The sequence below is a fragment of the Amycolatopsis sp. 505 genome (assembly GCF_031625235.1).
GTDB lineage: Bacteria > Actinomycetota > Actinomycetes > Mycobacteriales > Pseudonocardiaceae > Amycolatopsis.
The window spans coordinates 28233-45883 of sequence record NZ_JACKQP010000015.1 but is presented as its reverse complement, the minus strand read 5'-3'; the positions used below and the strand labels follow the sequence as shown (position 1 = coordinate 45883).

The 17651-nt window shown below is 71.3% G+C and carries 13 protein-coding genes and 1 pseudogene; 4 read left to right on the top strand and 10 right to left on the bottom strand.

The features are described from left to right. Positions 1-91: 91 nt before the first annotated feature. Positions 92-1438, bottom strand: a complete 1347-nt coding sequence (locus H5965_RS41475; RefSeq protein ID WP_310976624.1) for a cation:dicarboxylate symporter family transporter — start codon at positions 1436-1438, stop codon at positions 92-94. A 144-nt stretch (positions 1439-1582) separates the two neighbouring features. Here H5965_RS41475 and H5965_RS41470 point away from each other — a divergent pair, with 144 nt between their 5' ends. Continuing rightward, complete coding sequence (locus H5965_RS41470) at positions 1583-3169, top strand: ATP-binding protein (RefSeq protein WP_396136993.1); 1587 nt, start codon at positions 1583-1585, stop codon at positions 3167-3169. Next, positions 3166-3834: a response regulator gene (locus tag H5965_RS41465; RefSeq protein WP_310976622.1), complete on the top strand. Its 669-nt coding sequence runs from the start codon at positions 3166-3168 to the stop codon at positions 3832-3834. Before H5965_RS41470 ends, H5965_RS41465 begins: the two co-directional genes overlap by 4 nt. A 1-nt stretch (position 3835) precedes the next feature. Here H5965_RS41465 and H5965_RS41460 read toward each other — a convergent pair whose 3' ends face one another. Further along, complete coding sequence (locus H5965_RS41460; RefSeq protein WP_310976620.1) at positions 3836-4477, bottom strand: hypothetical protein; 642 nt, start codon at positions 4475-4477, stop codon at positions 3836-3838. A gap of 63 nt (positions 4478-4540) precedes the next feature. Between H5965_RS41460 and H5965_RS41455 the strand changes: the two genes are divergently transcribed. Both H5965_RS41455 and erm read left to right on the top strand, forming a co-directional pair. Continuing rightward, entirely contained in the window at positions 4541-6289 is a 1749-nt protein-coding gene (locus tag H5965_RS41455) for a M64 family metallopeptidase (RefSeq protein ID WP_310976619.1), read from the top strand. Between the two features lie 673 nt (positions 6290-6962). Further along, positions 6963-7704 (top strand): annotated as a pseudogene (gene erm, locus H5965_RS46275) (23S ribosomal RNA methyltransferase Erm). Here erm and H5965_RS41440 read toward each other — a convergent pair. From H5965_RS41440 to H5965_RS41405, 8 genes are read right to left on the bottom strand one after another with little or no spacing between them, the layout of a single operon-like run. After that, the gene (locus H5965_RS41440; protein WP_310976615.1) at positions 7701-9068 is read right to left on the bottom strand and encodes a beta-N-acetylhexosaminidase; all 1368 of its coding nucleotides are present in this window, start codon (positions 9066-9068) and stop codon (positions 7701-7703) included. The pseudogene erm and the gene H5965_RS41440 overlap by 4 nt on opposite strands. A 1-nt stretch (position 9069) precedes the next feature. Beyond that, positions 9070-9918, bottom strand: coding sequence for a carbohydrate ABC transporter permease (locus H5965_RS41435; RefSeq protein ID WP_310976613.1), 849 nt, complete (start codon positions 9916-9918; stop codon positions 9070-9072). After that, a complete protein-coding gene (locus H5965_RS41430) occupies positions 9909-10856 on the bottom strand; it encodes a carbohydrate ABC transporter permease (protein ID WP_396136992.1) in 948 nt (315 codons plus the stop codon). The genes H5965_RS41435 and H5965_RS41430 overlap by 10 nt, the downstream gene beginning before the upstream one ends. Next, on the bottom strand, positions 10856-12139 hold the full coding sequence (locus H5965_RS41425; RefSeq protein WP_310976610.1) for an extracellular solute-binding protein: 1284 nt from the start codon (positions 12137-12139) through the stop codon (positions 10856-10858). The genes H5965_RS41430 and H5965_RS41425 overlap by 1 nt, the downstream gene beginning before the upstream one ends. A gap of 8 nt (positions 12140-12147) precedes the next feature. After that, entirely contained in the window at positions 12148-13272 is a 1125-nt protein-coding gene (locus tag H5965_RS41420) for a lactonase family protein (protein WP_310976608.1), read from the bottom strand. Positions 13273-13320: 48 nt separating this feature from the next. Beyond that, positions 13321-14709, bottom strand: coding sequence for a gluconate:H+ symporter (locus H5965_RS41415; protein WP_310976606.1), 1389 nt, complete (start codon positions 14707-14709; stop codon positions 13321-13323). After that, positions 14706-16301, bottom strand: coding sequence for a D-aminoacylase (locus H5965_RS41410; protein WP_310976604.1), 1596 nt, complete (start codon positions 16299-16301; stop codon positions 14706-14708). The genes H5965_RS41415 and H5965_RS41410 overlap by 4 nt, the downstream gene beginning before the upstream one ends. Then, on the bottom strand, positions 16301-17608 hold the full coding sequence (locus H5965_RS41405; protein ID WP_310976602.1) for an amino acid deaminase: 1308 nt from the start codon (positions 17606-17608) through the stop codon (positions 16301-16303). Before H5965_RS41405 ends, H5965_RS41410 begins: the two co-directional genes overlap by 1 nt. Positions 17609-17651: the final 43 nt, after the last annotated feature.

Genomic DNA, 17651 nt, shown 5'->3' with positions numbered 1-17651 from the left:
GAACGGGCCGCGGTGCGAGGTCGGGGAGACTCGCACCGCGGCCCGCGGTGGCTCGTGCTCAGCGGGGGCGTGAGCACGAACGTTCAGGGGGTCAGGCTTTCGCCGCACCGCCTTCGTCGGGGCCCGACCGTTCCTCGTCGATCAACGTCGCTTCGTCGAACGGCGCTGTCCCGGCGAACACCCGTTCCGCCTGGTCGCGGTCGAACTCCCTCGTCCAGTTTCCGATGAGGACGGTCGCGACGGCGTTGCCCGCGAAGTTCGTCAGCGCGCGGGCCTCGGACATGAACCGGTCGATGCCGAGGATGAAGCCGACGCCGTTGACCAGTTCCGGCCGGTGCGACTGGAGGCCGCTGGCCAGGGTCGCGATGCCCGAACCGCTGACGCCGGCCGCGCCCTTCGACGCGATGATCATGAACACCAGCAGGCCGATCTGCGCGCCGATCGACAGCGGCTCGTCCTGGGCCGCGGCGATGAACAGTGTCGCCATGGTCAGGTAGATGGCCGTGCCGTCCAGGTTGAACGAGTAGCCGGTGGGCACGGTGATGCCGACGACCGACTTGCCGACCCCCAGGTGCTCCATCTTCGCGATCAGCCGCGGCAGCGCCGACTCCGACGACGACGTCGACAGGATCAGCAGGAACTCGCGGCCGAGGTAGCGCAGCAGGTGCCAGATGTTCACCCGGGCACCGATCCACAGCACCAGGCCGAGGATGACGAACACGAACACCAGGCAGGTCGCGTAGAAGCCGATCATGATCACGGCGAGGCTCTTCAGCGCGGCCCAGCCGGTCGCGCCGACCACCGCGGCGATCGCGCCGAACGCACCGATCGGGGCGGCCCACATGATCATCGCCAGGACCCGGAACACCAGGCGCTGGATGTGCTCGACGCCGCGCAGGATCGGCGCGCCCTTCGAGCCCAGCTTCTGCAGCGCGAAGCCGACGAGCAGCGCGACGAGCAGCGTCTGCAGGACCTGGCCTTCGGTGAACGCGGAGACGAACGTCTTCGGGATGATGTGGAGCAGGAAGTCGACCGGGCCTTCCGAGCCGGTGGCGGACTTCTGGACGCTCTTCACGTCGGCGGGGTTGAGGTGCAGGCCCTCGCCCGGGTGCAGCAGGTTGCCGACGACCAGGCCGATGGCGAGCGCGAAGGTCGACATCACGATGAAGTAGACCAGCGCCATGATGCCGACCTTGCCGACCTTCGCCGCCTTGGCGACCGAGCCGACACCGATCACGATGGTGCAGAAGATGATCGGCGAGATCATCATCTTGATCAGGTTGACGAACCCGTCGCCGAGGGGCTTGAGGCCCTTGGCGAAACCGGGGAAGAGAAAGCCCACCAGGATCCCGAGCAGGACCGCGACGATCACGGCCAGGTACAGGTAGTGGGTCTTGTCGCGGCGGCGGGGTGCCGCTTCGGGGGTCGGTGTCGGCACCGTTGCCTCCAGCTAGGGGTGTTCAGGTTGCGGCACACTGTAGGCCCAGTTCGGTGATCCGGCTCACTTGTGTTCATTGAGTTCGTGTGATGATCGCACCGTCCCGTTCGGACACCGGCGCGCGCGGTGTGCTGGTATGAGGAGGTGCCCTCGACGTTGCGGTCCCATTGGAGCCTGGCGCGCCAGCTGCTCGTGCTGCAGCTGGTGGTGCTCTGCGTGCTGGCCGGCGCCGGGATCACCTTCGCCTGGATCGACGCGCAGCGCGCGGTGAACGAGAACGCGCGCGACCAGGTCCGCGCGGTCGCCATGACGGTCGCCGACGCGCCGACTGTCGCCGCCGCGGTGACGACGCCGGACCCGAGCGCGACGCTGCAGCCGTTCGCGCTGCTCGTGCAAACCCACACCCAGGTCGACTTCATCACGATCATGAGCCCGGCCGGGATCCGCTACACACACCCGAACCCGGCCCTGATCGGGCAGCACTACATCGGGAACATCGGCAAGGCGCAGCGGGGCGAGGACCTCACCGAGACCTACACCGGCTCGCTCGGCCCGTCGGTGCGCACGGTCGTTCCGGTGTTCGGCGCCGGGCACCGGGTCGTCGCGCTGGTCGCGGTCGGGATCACCGTCGCGGCGATCTCGGCCGAGCTGCGCGAACGGCTCTGGCCGCTCTTCGGCGTGGCCGCCGCGGTGCTGGTGGTCGGCGCGCTCGGCGGCTGGCTGATCAGCGCCCGGCTGCGGCGCCAGACGCGGGGCGTCGCACCGGACGAGCTGAGCAACCTCTTCGAGTATCACGAAGCCGTCCTGCATTCCGTCCGCGAAGGCGTGCTGCTCGTCGGCCGCGACGGGCGGATCGGGCTCTGCAACGACGGCGCCCGCGCGCTCCTCGGCCTCGACACCGACCCGGTCGGCCGCGACCTGGCGACGCTGGGCCTACCCGACGGGCTGGCCGAGGCGTTCACGTCGGCGGAGAACCGGGCCGAGGAACTGCACCTGACGGACTCGCGCGTGCTGCTGGTCAGCACGACCGCCGTCCGCTCGGGCGGCCGCGCGCAGGGTACCGTCGTCGTCCTGCGCGACCACACCGAACTGCAGTCGCTGACCGGCGAGCTGACCACCGCGCGCGGCCTGGCCGAGGCGCTGCGGTCGCAGGCGCACGAGGCGGCGAACCGGTTGCACACGGTCGTTTCCCTGGTCGAGATCGGCAAACCCGAGCAGGCGGTCGAGTTCGCCACCGCCGAGCTCGCCTTCGCCCAGGAGCTGACCGACCGGGTCGTCGGTGCCGTCGCCGAGCCGGTGCTCGCCGCGCTGCTGCTGGGCAAGGCGGCCGAAGCGAGCGAACGCGGGGTGGAGCTGACGGTCACGCCGGACACCGTCATCGACGACGTCTCGCTCGGCGTCGAAGCCCGCGACCTCGTGACCATCCTCGGCAACCTGATCGACAACGGCCTCGACGCGGCCGTGCGCGGCACCGGGCACCCGAAGGTCGTCGTCACCGCCCGCACCGGCGAAGACGGGCTGCTCCTGCGTGTCGCCGACTCCGGGCCCGGTGTCCCCGAGGACGCCGACGTGTTCCGGCGCGGGTGGTCGACGAAGGCCGAGGACGGCCACGGGCTCGGCCTCGCGCTCGTCGGGCAGGCGGTGCGCCGCTACGGCGGCACGGTCGAGGTCGGGCGCGACGGTGGCGCGGTGTTCACCGTGCGGCTGCCGCGGCAGGAGGCGGGCCGGTGATCCGCGTGCTGGTGGTGGAGGACGAGCCGGTCGCCGCGGAGGCCCACCGGGTGTACGTCGAGCGGCTCCCGGGGTTCGTGGTGGCGGGTGTGGTGCACTCCGGCGGCGAGGCGCTGCGGTTCTGCGAACGCGAGCCGGTCGACCTGGTGCTGCTGGACTTCTACCTGCCGGACACGCACGGCCTGGCGGTCTGCCGGTCGCTGCGCGCGGCCGGCCTGCCGATCGACGTCATCGCCGTGACGTCGGCCCGCGACCTCGGCCTGGTCAAGGCGGCGGTTTCGGTCGGCGTGGTGCAGTACCTGCTCAAGCCGTTCACCTTCGCGACCTTGCGCGAAAAGCTGGAGCGCTACGCGGAATTCCGCGACGCCTCCGGCGAGGTCACCGGCCAGGCGGAGATCGACCGGGCGCTCGGCGCGCTGCGCACGACCGAGCAGCCCCCGCTGCCGAAGGGCATGAGCGGCCAGACCCTGGAGGCGATCACCGACGCGCTTTCCGGCGCGGCGGAAGGACTTTCGGCGGGCGCGGCGGCCGCGGCGATCGGTGCCTCCCGGGTGACGGCCCGCAGGTACCTGGAGTACCTGGCGGACAACGGCCTGGCCCACCGCGAGCCGCACTACGGCCAGGTCGGGCGGCCGGAGGTCTGGTACCGGCTGACGCGGGTGTGAGCTAGAGCCGCTCGAGCAGGAGCTGGGCGAGCTTCGCGTAGACGTCGGTCCGGGTGGGGGACAGGTCCAGTTCCGCCAGCCGGGTCTGGCCGTGGCCCGCTTTCGCCACGAGCACCATGACCTCGTGTTCGTCCGGCCCGGTCAGGGCGCAGGTGCGCGCCGTGCCGTCCACGCCGGCGATCGGGACGGCGGGCTGGGCGCAGTCCTTGGTCCACTCCCGGACCAGCGCGTCGAACCGGCTGGTGCCCGGGACGACGTTGACGTAGAGCTGGTCCGCCTGCCGGGGTCCGCCTTGGTTGGCGTAGTCGCAGCGGTAGGTGGAGACGCCGGGCCGCTTGTCCGGTGCCGCTTCGACGGCGTAGAGGAAGGAAGCGTCCCCCGCCGCGGTGCTGATGTCGGCCGCCCCGAGGAACGGGCACGCCGAGGTGACCACGCCCGGCGACCGCGGCGGAGGCGGCTGCGGTGTCGTCGGCGGCCGTGAGCCCGGGCCCGGGCCGAGCGCGGGCGCGCCGGACGTCGGAACGGGCGTGGTGGCCGACGGCACCGGCTGCGTGGCCGGGCTCGCGACCGGTGGCGTACTCGAGCACGCCGTCAGCAGTGCCAGCGCACCGGCCGCCACCAAAATTCCCCCTCGATTCCCCATGGCGGGAGGATAGCCCGACTTCCGGCGGTTCCGGTGCCGAATCCACTGCGGTAGACCGGGACCATGCGAAAGTGGACCGGGTTCGTCGCAGCGCTGGTTTTCACCGCCGGGATCGCCGCCCCCGCCCAGGCCGCCGAGCCGGCGGCCACCGTCACCGAGGTCCAGGCCACCGGGCCGGTCGCGCAGCGGTTCAACCTCGTCGTCCTCGGGGACGGCTACACCGCCGCCGAGCAGCCGAAGTTCTTCGCCGACGTCGAACGGCACGTCAGCACCCTGTGGTCGCTCGAGCCGTTCAAGTCCTACCGCAGCTACTTCAACGTCTACGCCGTGTCGATCGCCTCTCCGGAGTCCGGTGTGGACTGTGACCCCGGGCTCGACGCGCCCCGCCGGGACACCCCGCTGGACATGGGGTTCTGGGGCGGCTGCAACCCGCAGAGCGTGCAGCGGCTGCTGACCGTCGACGACGAGGCGGCCCAGCGGTACGCCGACCTCGTGCCGGGCACGACCCGCGCGAACCGCCAGATCCTCGCGCTGGGCAACAGCACCACGTACGGCGGCGCGGGCGGCATCTACGCGACGGCGTCCGGCGGCAACGCGCTGTCCGCGCTGATCTCGCCGCACGAACTCGGCCATTCGCTCGGCGGCCTCGACGACGAGTACGACTACTACGCGCGCAACGTCCCGGGCGGCGCGTACGAGGGCGGCGAGCCGGACTCGGTGCACCACACCCTGCTGACCGAGCCGCAGATGCGCGCCCAGCACGCGAAGTGGTGGCGCTGGCTCGGCGAACCGGGCGAATCCGGCGGCACGATCGGCCGCTTCGAGGGCGGGCTGTACACCCAGACCGGGGTGTGGCGGCCGAGCAGGCACTCGATGATGAAGACGCTCGGCTACGCGTTCGACCAGGTCGGCCGCGAGCGGATGACGCAGCGGATTTCGGCGAAGGTGCCGTTGCTGGCCGGCGGCACCCCGGCGGGCACGATCGGCGCCGACCGGGTGGTCTGGGTGCGGCCGATGCACCCGGTGAGCCACCGCCTCGACATCCGCTGGACCCTCGACGGCGTGGCGCTGCCGGGCCGGGACGCGGTCGACCTGCGCCGCGCGCACGTACGGCCCGGCCGCCACGTGCTGACGGCAACGGTGACCGACCCGACACCGTTCGTCCGCGACCCGGCGGTCCGCCCGTCCGCGACACGCACCTGGACGGTCGACACGTCGGTGGTCACGCCGCCGGCGAGCGGCCCGGCGGTGGTGGCCTCGACCCCCGTGACCCGGCCGGTCGGCGGCCACGACGTGGTGTACGTCGAAACCGGCGAGCCGACGGGCGCGATCCCCTCGGTGGCCTGGATGCTGGACGGCCGCTTCGCCGGCACCGGCCCCGACCACGCACTCGACCTTTCCCGCGGCACGCACACCCTCACCGCGACGACCGGCGGCACGACGCTGAGCTGGACGGTGGACGCGGCCGGGCCGGCCACCACAGCGGAGTTCCCGCCGGGAGCGGAGTACCACGGCTCGTTCACGATGCGGCTCGCCTCGCCGGACGGAATGCCGGAGTTCCGCGTGGACGGCGACGGCTGGCACAAGTACTACGGCTGGCCGACAGACCCGGCGGCACCGTACTCGTTCACGGCACGCGGCACGGAGATCGACGGCCTGGCGTACGGAAACCTGGGCGAGGGCGGGTTGACGGTGTCCCCGTTCGCGGACCGCAAGCCGGGCTACGGCAAGCACCGCATCGAGTACCGTTCCATCGACGCGGCGGGCAACGTGGGCCCGACGAAGTCGGTCACGGTGACGCTGTTGCCGTGAGTTGTCCACACTCACTGGTGGCTGTGGAGAACACCGCCCGCTGACCGGCGCCCGGCGGAATGTGTCGGTGACCGCCGATAGCCTGGACATGGGCACGCCCCCGGGGAGGGTGGGAGTTTCGGCGAAGTCGGTCGTTGCTGTGTGGTGGAAGCGGGTTTGCCGGTTGGTCTCTGCCCGGAGGTGCGGGTCGGTGCCCACCACCCCGAAGCCGCGATTGTCACTACGGCCGGTGGTGCCGGGTCAAGGCGGGAAAGCGTGCCTTGACCCGGCACCACCGGCCGTGTTTGGGCTTCGGATCGGGGTGGTGGGGCAGGCCTGGGCGGGGTGCCGGTTCGGGCGTCCGCGTGCCGTTCGGGCCGGCGAGGTATCCGAAGCGCGCTCCGATCTGCAGGTGGGCCGGAACCTGCCGCAGGAACACCGGCTCTGAGCCGGCCGGACCACCGTGACCCTGCCGCCGTAAATCGCTCGCCCGGCGGCGCCGGCGGCTTGTACTCTCCGCGGCCATGGGAACCTTGTGGATGCCCGCCTGCGGGCGTGAGGCTCAGCGGCCCGCCGCGCCTGACGGCGCGTCTCGCTGAAGATCCGATCGCGCCGTACTTCCGGATGCCCCGGCACCCGGAGGTGGTCGAGCGACCCCCCGGGTGCTCCATTCCGCAAGTCTGGAGTGCCTCCCCTGTCCCGCTCCGTCCACGGCGGCCGCCACGAACTCGGCCAGAACTTCCTGCACCACCTCCCGACCATCCACACGATCGTCCGGCTCGTCCGCGAAACCGAAGGCCCGATCCTCGAGATCGGCGCCGGCGACGGCGCGATCACCCGGCGGCTCGCGACGCTCGGGCGTGACGTCCGGGCCGTCGACCTCGACGAGCACCGCGTGCGCCGGCTCCGCCGACACCTTCCTTCGGTGTCCGTGGTCCACGGCGATGCCCTGCGGATCCCGCTGGACCGGCCGGTCGTCGTCGGCAACCTGCCGTTCCACCTCACCACGCCGATCCTGCGGCGCCTTCACCGCCGGTGACTGGGCCGAGGCCGTCCTCCTCACGCAGTGGGAGGTGGCGCGCAAACGCGCCGGCGTCGGCGGCCGGACCATGCTGACCGCCCAGGCCGCGCCCTGGTTCGGCTTCACCCTGCACGCACGCGTCCCGGCCGGCGGGTTCCGGCCGAAACCGAGCGTCGACGGCGGGCTCCTCACCGTTTCCCGGCGGCGTGCACCGCTCGTCGACCCGGCCGAACGGGCCGGCTACGAACACTTCGTGCGCAACGTCTTCACCGGCCGCGGCCGCGGGATCGAGCGCATCCTCGCGGACGTGGCCCCGGGACCGTGGCGCGCCATCCTGAAGGCCGCGGGCGTCCCGCCATCGGCCCTGCCGCGTGATCTCACCCCGGCGCAGTGGGCCGCGTTGTGGAACGGCTAGCGCGGCCGGCCCGGCACGCCCGGCCGCAGCTGCCACGGGTGCGGCCCGTCCAACGGCCGGTACTCCACACCGAGCGCGTCCAGCCGCGGCAGGTGGTGGTCCCGCAACCGCGGCAGGAACTCCGCGTAGTCCCGCGGCCCGGAACTCCAAGCCACCTCGGCAAACGCCGACAGCCGCGGAAAGGCCATGTAGTCCACCCGCCGCACGCTGTCCAGGTGCTCGCTCCACACCTGCGCCTGCACCCCGCGCAGCCGCGGGCCCTCCAACGCGGGCGAGTACCCGTACACGTCCTCCAGCGTGTGGACCCAGCCGACCGGGATCGGCTCGGAGGGGTCCGCCGACTGCCGGTGGTCCAGGTACACGTGCTGCTCCGGGCACATCACCACGTCGTGCCCGAGCGCGGCCGCGCGCCGGCCCGCTTCCTCGTTGCGCCACGAGCCGATCACCATCGGGGGGAGGCCGTCGATGTCGAGGACCTCGTCCCAGCCCATCGGTGTGCGGCCGCGGGACACCAGGTGCGCGGCCAGCTGCCGGACGAACGCGCGGTGCTCGTCGGTCGCTCCCGGCGTCTCGTCGCCGCCCAGGGCGATCACCGGGGACGGGAAGATGTCCAGCAGGTGGTCGAACACCTGCCGGAAGAAGTCCGAAGTGGACGGCGTCGGCGAAAGCAGCGAAGTGCTGATGCCCCAGGAATCCCAGACTTCGTAGGACGACGAAGTCCCCAGGGAAGGGTAAGCCGCCAGAGCCGCCCGAGCATGCCCGGGGATGTCGATCTCCGGGACCACCGTAATGGCCCGGGAAGCCGCGTAAGCCACGATTTCCCGCAGGTCGTCGCCCGTGTAGAACCCGCCGTGCGGGCGGCCGTCCTGCTCACCGCCGCTGCCCACCATCGACGACGGCCGCCAGCCGCCCACCGACGTCAGCCGGGGGAACGCCGGGACCTCGAAGCGCCAGCCCTGGTCGTCGGTGAGGTGCAGGTTCAGCACGTTCAGCTTGTGCGCGGCCAGCAGGTCGACGAACCGGAGTACCTCGGCCTTCGTCCGGAAGTGCCGGGCGACGTCGAGCAGGCACCCGCGCCACCCGAAGCGGGGATGGTCCTCCACGACCCCGCACGGCAACGACGAAGGCGCGAACCCGGCCACCCGGAACGCCGACGGCCCCGCCAGCTGCCGCAACGTCTCGCGCCCGTAGACCTCTCCGGCGGGATCAGCCACCTCGAGAACCACGCCGGAAGGGGAGAGGGAAAGCCGGTACCCCTCGGGCGGCAGGGAAGCGGATCGGACGTCCACAGTGGACGGCCACGGGCACGAGCCGGGCAGAGGTGTGACCGAGACCGGCCGGGGGAGCAGGGTGTCGAAAGCCATGTCAGCCCTTCACGGCGCCGGCCATGCCGGACACCAGCCGTCGTTGGACGAGGACGAAGAACACCAGCACCGGGATCGTCATCAGCGTCGAGGACGCCATCACCGCGCCCCAGTCCGTGTCCTCCGGCTTGAAGAACACGAGAATCGCCTGCGGCAGCGTCTGGTTCTCGGTCTTGGACACGATGAACGTCTTGGCGAACAGGAAGTCGTTCCACGCGTGGATGAACGCCAGCACGCTGACCGCGACCAGCCCGGGCGCCACCAGCGGGAACAGGATCTGCCAGGTGAACCGCATCCGCGACGCGCCGTCGAGCTTCGCGGCCTCTTCGAGCTCCACCGGCACCGCGGCGACGAACCCGCGCAGCATCCAGATCGCGAACGGCAGGCTGAACGCCAGGTGCACCAGCACCAGCGACCCCAGCTCGTTGAGACCCAGCGCCGGTACGGCCCCACCGAGGGACCGCATCAGGAAGAACAGCGGGATGGTCAGCGCCTCCACCGGCACCATCTGCGCGACCAGCGTCATCAACAGGAGCACGGTCCGCCCCTTGAAGGAAAACCGCGTCAGCGCCACGGCCGAGAGGAACGACAGCAGCAGCGACAGAACCACGACGACCAAGGCCACGAGCAGGCTGTTGACGAAGTACCGTCCGAACCCCGAAACGGTCAGCACGCGCGAGAAGCTGTCGAACGAGGGGCTGAACGTCCACGGCTTCGGTGACGCCGACTGGATTTCGCCTGCGGGCTTCAGGGCCGACAGCAGCATCCAGTACAGCGGGAACGCCACGATCCCGGCGATCACGACCGTGACGACTTCGGCGATCAGACGCCCGGGACGCTTCACAGCCATGCCGCGCTCCGGCGCTGCGACCGGACGTACAGCCCGGTCACCGACAGCAGCAACAGCGTCATCACGACTCCGATCGCCGAGCCGAGGCCGTACTCCTGCCCGGCGAAGGCCTGTTGGTAGGCATACACGTTGAGCACGAGGTTCCGCCCGGCCACGCCGCCACCGTTGGTCATCACGTAGATCTGGGTGAACACCTTGAAGTCCCAGATGATCGACTGGACGGTCGCGATCATCAGCAGCGGCCGCACCATCGGCAGCACGATCGTCCACGTCGTGCGCCAGGCCGACGCGCCGTCGAGCGACGCCGCTTCGAGCACCTCGTCCGGCACGCCCTTGATCCCGGCGTACATCGTGACCAGCACGAACGGGAACGAGCACCAGATCACCTCGGCCGCGACCAGCCCGAACGCGCCGAGCGTGCCGAACGTCCACGAGTGGTGCTCGAACGGCAGCCCCAAGCCGGACAGCACCTCGTTGACCAGCCCGAAGTCGGTGTCGAAGAGGAACAGCCAGACGTAGGAGCCCGCGATCGCCGGCGTCGACCACGCGCCCAGCGCGGCCAGGAACAGCAGCATCCGGGGCAGCGAACGCACCCGCGAGGCCAGCACCGCGAGCCCGGTGCCGACGACGAGCGAGCCGACGACGCAGGCCGCGGCGAACCCGACCGTCTTGCCGAGCACGGTCCAGAACTGCGCCTGGGACAGGAGGTCCGCGTAGTTCGCGAAGCCGAGGAACACCAGCGGCGCGTTGCCCGCGGCCTGCGGCTGGCCGTAGTCGTAGAACGAGATCAGGACCAGCTGGTAGATCGGGTAGGCCAGCAGCGCGGCGAGCAGGATGCCCGCCGGGGCGAGGTAGAGCGCGGCGGCCCGGCCGTCCCCCTTCCGCCGCGGCCGCCGCGCGGGGGCCGTGACGGAAGGGGCGTCCTGGAGCGTCACCACTAGCCGAAGGCCTTGTTCATCGCCGCGGCCGCGTCGGCCAGGGCCGCCGCCGGGTCCTTCCCGCCGGTGGCGATCTGCTGCACGGCCGTCGGCAGCACGTTCTGGCTGTCGATCTTCGACCACGCCGGCGTCGCCGGGACGAACTTCGTACCCGCCTTCAGCGTGTCGACGAACGGCTTGAGGAAGGGATCGTTCGCCGCGAGCTTCTGCTGCACGGTGCTCAGCGTCGGCAGGTTGCCCATCGCCGTGTACATCTTCTCCTGGTACTTCGCGCCGCCGAGCAGCTCGACGAACTCCAACGCCAGGCTGCGGTGCTTGCTCGCCTTGAACACGCCCAGCAGGTTGCCGCCGGCGAACGCGGGCGCGGTGCTGCCCGCGGTCGTGCCCGGGATCGGAACGACCGCGTACTTGCCCTTCACCGCGCCCTGCTCGACGGCCTTGCGGTTGAAGTCACCGCCGATCGTCATCCCGGCCTTGCCGCCGGCGAACGCCGTGACGCTCTGCGTGCCGGTCAGGTTCGCGCACTGCGCGGGCGGGCAGATGTCGTCCTTGAGCAGGCTCGCGTACTGCGTGACACCGGCCTTGGCCTGCTCACCGGTGACCGCCGAGGTCCACTTGCCGCCCTGTTCCTGCGCCAGTTCGCCGCCGTTGGCCCAGAGGAAGGGCAGCATCGCGTACGTGTACTTGCCGCCGACGGCGATGCCGTAGAGGTCCGGCTTGGCCGCGCGGATCCGGCGGGCGGTGTCGGTCAGCTCGGCCAGCGTGGCCGGCGGCTTCAGGCCCAGCTCGGTGAAGACGTCGGTGCGGTAGTAGAGCGCCCGGATCCCGGTGTACCAGGGCAGGCCGTAGGTCTGGCCGCCGGACTTGGCGGTGTCCAGCACGGTCGGGATGAGGTCCTTGGCCTCGGGCCACGCCGCGAGGTCGCCGGTCAGGTCCGCCAGCGCCCCGGTGGCGGCGTAGCTGGAGACGTCGGTGTTGCCGAACTCGGCGACGTCCGGGGCGTTGGCCGGGTCGTTGAAGGCGCCGGAGAACTTGTCGGCGCGGCCCTCGACCGGCACCCACTGGACGTCGACCTCGACGCCGGAGTGAGCGGCCTTGAACTCGGTGATGGCGTCCTTGACCGCGGCCTCCTTCGGCGCGCGGTTGGCCTCGTCGAACAGCCAGACGCGGACGGTGCCGGTCTTGTCGTCCCCGCCGCCGCCCGCGGGGGCGGACTGGGTGGGCGCACAGCCGGCCAGGAGGGCCAGCCCGGCGACGAGGGGCAGGGTGCGACGCAGTCTCATGGTGAACCTCACGAGGCGAAGTAGACGGAGTTGACGCTGCCGACGGCGAGCTGTCCGGCGACCGCGCCGGGCAGGCCGGTGGCCGGGTCGCGCGGCAGCCAGGTGACCGTGCCGGAGCGCTGGTTCGAGACGTAGAACCAGCTTTCGGACGGGTCGAGGGCCACGTGCCGCGGCCAGTTGCCGCCGGTGGGCACCGTGGACACCAGCTTCAGCGTGGCGCCGGAAACGGCGAAGGTGGCCAGCGTGTTGGGGCCGCGGACGGTGGCGTAGGCGAACTTCCCGTCCCGCGACAGGATGAGTTCGCCCGGGTACAGCTCGCCGGTGCTCCCGGCGGGTACGGCCGGGACCACCGAGAGCGCCTTCAGCGTGCCGGTGGCCGCGTCCCAGCTCGCCACCGTCACCTCCGCCCGCAGTTCCTGGAGGATGTAGGCGAACTTCCCGGTGTGGTCGAACGCGAGGTGCCGCGGCCCGGCGCCGGCGGGCAGCTTCAGCTGCTGGTGCAGCGAAAGCTTCCCGGCGGCGAAGCCGTAGACGTAGACCGAGTCGGCGCCGAGGTCCACGGAAAGCACCCAGCGCCCGGTCGGGTCGTTCACGACCTGGTGGGCGTGCGCCTGGCCGGCGTCGGCGTGGTGGGTCACCAGGTCGGTGGCCGCGCCGAGCTTGCCGCCGGCCAGGATCGGCAGCACGACCACGCTGCCGGAGCTGTAGTTCGCCGCCAGCACGTACTTCCCGCTCGAATGCACGCTCAGGTGCGTCGGCGCGCCGCCCTTCGACGAAACCTTGTTGAGCAGCCTCGGGTTCGCGGGGTCGGCGATGTTCAGCGCCGAGACGGACCCGTTCGGGTCACCTTCGTTGGTGACGTACAGCGTCTTGCCGTCGGCGCTGCGGTCGAACCAGGAGGCGTCGGTGATGCCGGGCACCGTGCGGACGGGGTTCAGCGTGGCGCCGGACCGGGTCGTGACGTCGAGCCCGTGCCCGTTCGCCCCGCTGGTGTAACTGCCGATGTACACGGTTCCTCCGGCGAAGCAGCCTTTCGACGTGGTGGCCGCCGAAGCGAGCTGGCTGCCCAGGACGGTGGCGGCCCCCGCGCCGGCCGCGGCGCCGAGGAACGTGCGGCGGGAAAGTCCGGTCATCGTCTTTGTCTCCCAACGGGTTTCGGCGGTGACGGGCTCCAGTATGGTCTAGACCACGGCCATGAGCAATGCCGAAACCCCGAAACCCGAAAGGGAAAGCACGGTCTCCAGCGCGGTCCAGGACTTGATCGTCTGCGGCACGGTCAGGTTGAAGTACCGCGAAACGATCCAGAAGCCGCCGTCGTTGACGTGCGAGGCGATGATCGAGCCGGCCGAAATCGCCATCACGAGCAGCGCCAGCTGGATCTGCGTGTAGCCGAGTTGGGCCACGGTCGGCGCGATGATCCCGCTCGTGGTCACGATGGCGACGGTCGCCGAACCCTGCGCGATCCGCATGCCGCAGCTGATCACGTACGCCGCGAGCAGCACCGGCAGGCCGGCGTCGTGCAGGGAGTCGGCCACGGCCTTGCCGATCCCGGTCGCCGAGAGCACCGCGCCGAAGAACGCGCCCGCGCCGACGACCAGCAGGATCATCGCCACCGGCCGCAGCGACTTCGCGGCCAGCTCGTTGAGGTCCTTGCCGGTGAACCCGCGCCGCAGGCCGAGCAGCCAGGACGCGAGCAGGACGGCGACGGTCAAGGCGACGGCCGGGGTGCCGATGAACGCGGCGACGCCGGCGAGCGCGGACCCCTTCGGCAGCCAGATGCTGCCGAACGTGCCGGCCAGGATCAGCACCAGCGGCACCGCGATGATGGCCGCGACCAGGCCCAGCGACGGCGGGTTCTCCTCGCGCTCGCCTTCCTCCTCGGCGAAGACCATGTCCTCGGGCACGTCGACGGTGATGCGCTTGCCGATCCACGTCGAGTACAGCACGCCGCCGATGAGGAACGCCGGGATCCCGCAGGCCAGGCCCATCAGGATGATCCAGCCGAGCTCGACGTGCAGCAGCCCGGCCGCGGCCACCGGGCCGGGGTGCGGCGGCAGGAAGGCGTGCGTGATCGACAGGCCGGCCAGCAGCGGCATCGCGTAGAGCACCAGCGACTTGCCGCCCTGCCGCGCGGCGACGTAGACCAGCGGGGCCAGCACGAAGATGCCGATGTCGAAGAACACCGGGATGCCGAAGACGAACCCGGCGACCCCCATGGCCAGCGGCGCCCGCTTCTCACCGAACGATCGCAGCAGCGCGCCGGTGAGCACCTTCGCGCCACCCGAGCGTTCCAGGATCGACCCGAGGATCGTGCCGAGACCGATGATCGCCGTGATGTGCCCGAGGATGCTGCCGAACCCCTTTTCCAGCAGCGAGTCCGACGCCTTCTGGGCCGAGCCGACGATCGTCCCGACCGGCAGGCCGGCGGCCAGCGCGGTCAGCAGGCCGACGACGATCAGCGCGATGAACGGTTCCAGCTTGAGCTTGATGATCAGCACCAGCAGGACGGCGATCGAGACGGCGGCGAGCGTCAGCAGCCCGCCCGTGGTGTGTTGCAGCCAGTGGATCATCGGGCTCTCCGGGGGTTGCGCAGGGAGTGGCCGGCGAGGGCGCCGGTGGGGGTTCCGTCGTCGAGGGCGGCGACGCCGTTGACGAAGACGTGGGTGAGGCCGGCGGCGGCTTGCCGCGGGTCCTCGAAGGTGGCGGTGTCGGCGATCGTTTCCGGGTCGAACAGCACCAGGTCGGCGGCGTACCCGGCGCGGACCAGCCCGCGGTCGGTCAGCCGCAGCCGCCGCGCGGCCCGCCCGGTCAGGTGGGCGACGCACTCGGCGAGGTCCAGCACGCCCAGCTCGCGGACGTACCGGGCCAGGTAGCGCGGGAACGTGCCCCACGCGCGCGGGTGCGGCCGGGCGCCGACGAGCAGCCCGTCGCTGCCGCCGGTGTGCGTGGAGTGCCGCATGATGGCCTGGACGTTCTCCTCGTGCCCGACGTGCATCAGGCACGACGTCCCGAGCCGTTCGTCGAGCAGCGTGTCGAAGTACAGCTTCGCCGGTTCCGTGCCTTGCGTGCGCGCCGACGCGGCGACGCTGTGCCCGACGAGGTGGGCGTTGTGCCCGTTGCGGACGCCGTTGATCTCGATGGCGTCCCAGTCGATCGGGACACCGTGCGCACCGTCCGAACCGGACTCTTCGATCTCGGCGCGGATCCGCTCGCGCTCGTCCACATCGGACAGCCGGGCGAGGGTGGCGTCGAGGCCGCCTTCGGTGGCCCAGCTCGGCAGCAGCGCCGAAAGGTAGGTCGCGCCCGGCAGGTAGGGATAGGTGTCGAGGGAGATGTCGCAGCCGTCGTCGAGAGCGTCGTCCAGCAGCTTCAGCAGGTCGGGCGCCTTGCCCTTGTTGACCGAGAAGTTCATCGTCGCGTGGGCCAGGTGCAGCGGACAGCCCGAGCGACGCGAGACGTCGATCATCTCGGCGAACGCCTCCAGCGCGCCCTTGCCGTAGCTGCGGTGGTGCGGGCTGTAGAACCCGCCCAGCTCACCGACCACCCGGCACAGCTCGACCAGCTCGCTCGTCTCCGCGTACATCCCCGGCGTGTAGGTGAGACCGGACGACATCCCCATCGCACCCTCGGCCAAGCCGGTCGCGACCAGGTCCTTCATCCGGTCCAGCTCGGCATCCGTGGCGGGCCGGTCGTCCCAGCCGACGGCGAGCATCCGGACCGTGCCCTGCGGCACCAGGTAGGCCGCGTTGACGGCGATGCCCCGGTCGAGGCGGTCGAGGTACTCGCCGACCGAGCGCCAGTTCCAGTCGAACCCCGCCGGGTCGTCGTTCCAGCCCGCGAGCTGCTGTCGCAGCGCTTCGAGCACGACGTCGTCGACCGGCGCGTACGACAGCCCGTCCTGGCCGAGTACCTCGGTCGTGACGCCCTGGGTGATCTTCGCCGGGTGCTCCGGGTTGGCCAGCAGCTGCAGGTCGGAGTGCGAATGCATGTCGATGAACCCGGGCGCCAGCACCAGGCCGTCGGCGTCGATGGTCCGGCCGCCGGTCAGCGCGCCCGGGTCGGCGACGTCCGCGATCTTCCCGCCGTCGATGCCGACGTCGTGGCGGGCGAGCGGCCCGCCGGTGCCGTCGGCGACCAGGGCGTTCCTGACGACGACGTCCATCAGAACCACGTCCGGACGTAGTCGACGACGGTCTCGCCGTCGGCCGCGGTCACCGGCAGCAGCGGCCACTTGTCGAACACCGTGCACGGGTGGGACAACCCGAGCCCGATCCAGTCACCGACCTCGACCGGCGACCCCGGCGGCAGCGCGAGGAAGGCGTGCTGGTCGTTCAGCTTCGTGACGACGTGGCCGTCGAGGGGCTCCGCGGGCCCGTCCGGGGTCCGGCGCAGCTGCGGCTCGGGCAGGCCTTCGTCGAAGGACGCGTCGCGTTTGCCGATGGTGAGCAGCGCGAGCTCGTCCGACGGCTTCGACGTCACCTGCGCCCACGCCCGCAGCGCCGGCCGGAACGAGTCGACGCCGTCGATGCGCGGGTGGTCGCCCAGCGGGGAGATTTCGCGGTAGAAGCCGTCGTCGTGGGTCAGATAGGCGCCGCTGCGCAGCACCGGCAGCACGTCGAGGCCGTCCGGCCACGGCTTCGTCAGCTCGTTCGCGACCTGGTCGAAGTAGGCGCTGCCGCCGGCGGTGACGATGATCTGCCCGTCGAGGAGTCCCTTGCCGGCGAACGAGATCGCCAGGTCGCGCAGACCATCCACATAGGAGCTGATCTTGGCCAGCGCGGCTTCGTCGGTGCCGTGCGACAGCGCGCCCTCGTAGCCACCGGTGCCGCGCAGCCGCAGCACCGGGCTCGCCTGGACGGCTTCGGCGACCGCCAGCGCGGTCGCGGTGTCGCGGACGCCGGTGCGGCCGCCGTCGGCGCCGAGTTCGACCAGCACGTCCACGGGGCGCTCGGCGCCTTCGAGGGCCGCGGTCATCAGCTCGACGCCGCGGACCGAGTCGACCCAGCAGAGGAATTCGAAGTCCGGGTCGGCCGCCAGTTCGGCGGCCAGCCAGCGCAGGCCGGCCCGGTCGAGGAGCTGGTTGGCCAGCAGGATCCGGGACACCCCGAAGGTGCGGTAGATCCGGAGGTGACCGGCGTTCGCGCAGGTCACGCCCCAGGCGCCGTGCTCCGCCTGGCGCGCGAAGAGCTGGGGTGCCATGGTCGTCTTGCCGTGTGGCGCGAGCACCACGCCCCGCGCGGCGCACCACGCGGCCATCGTCCGGAGGTTGTGTTCGAGTGCTTCGTCGTCGAGGACGACGAAGGGGGCGAAGAACCCGTCGGTAAACAGGTTCAGCCTGCGGTCCGCGGCTTCTTCCAAGGTGAGCCCGGTCAGGGCGGGGGCGGCCGAGCGGAAGCGCCAGTCGATCCGCTCCCGGCGGAGCGTGTCGAGCGCGGCGGCGTTCAGGGTGAGAGCGGCGGGTGCATTCATCGGCGGCGACCTCTGTTGCGTATGTTGCAACGACTGTTGCGCA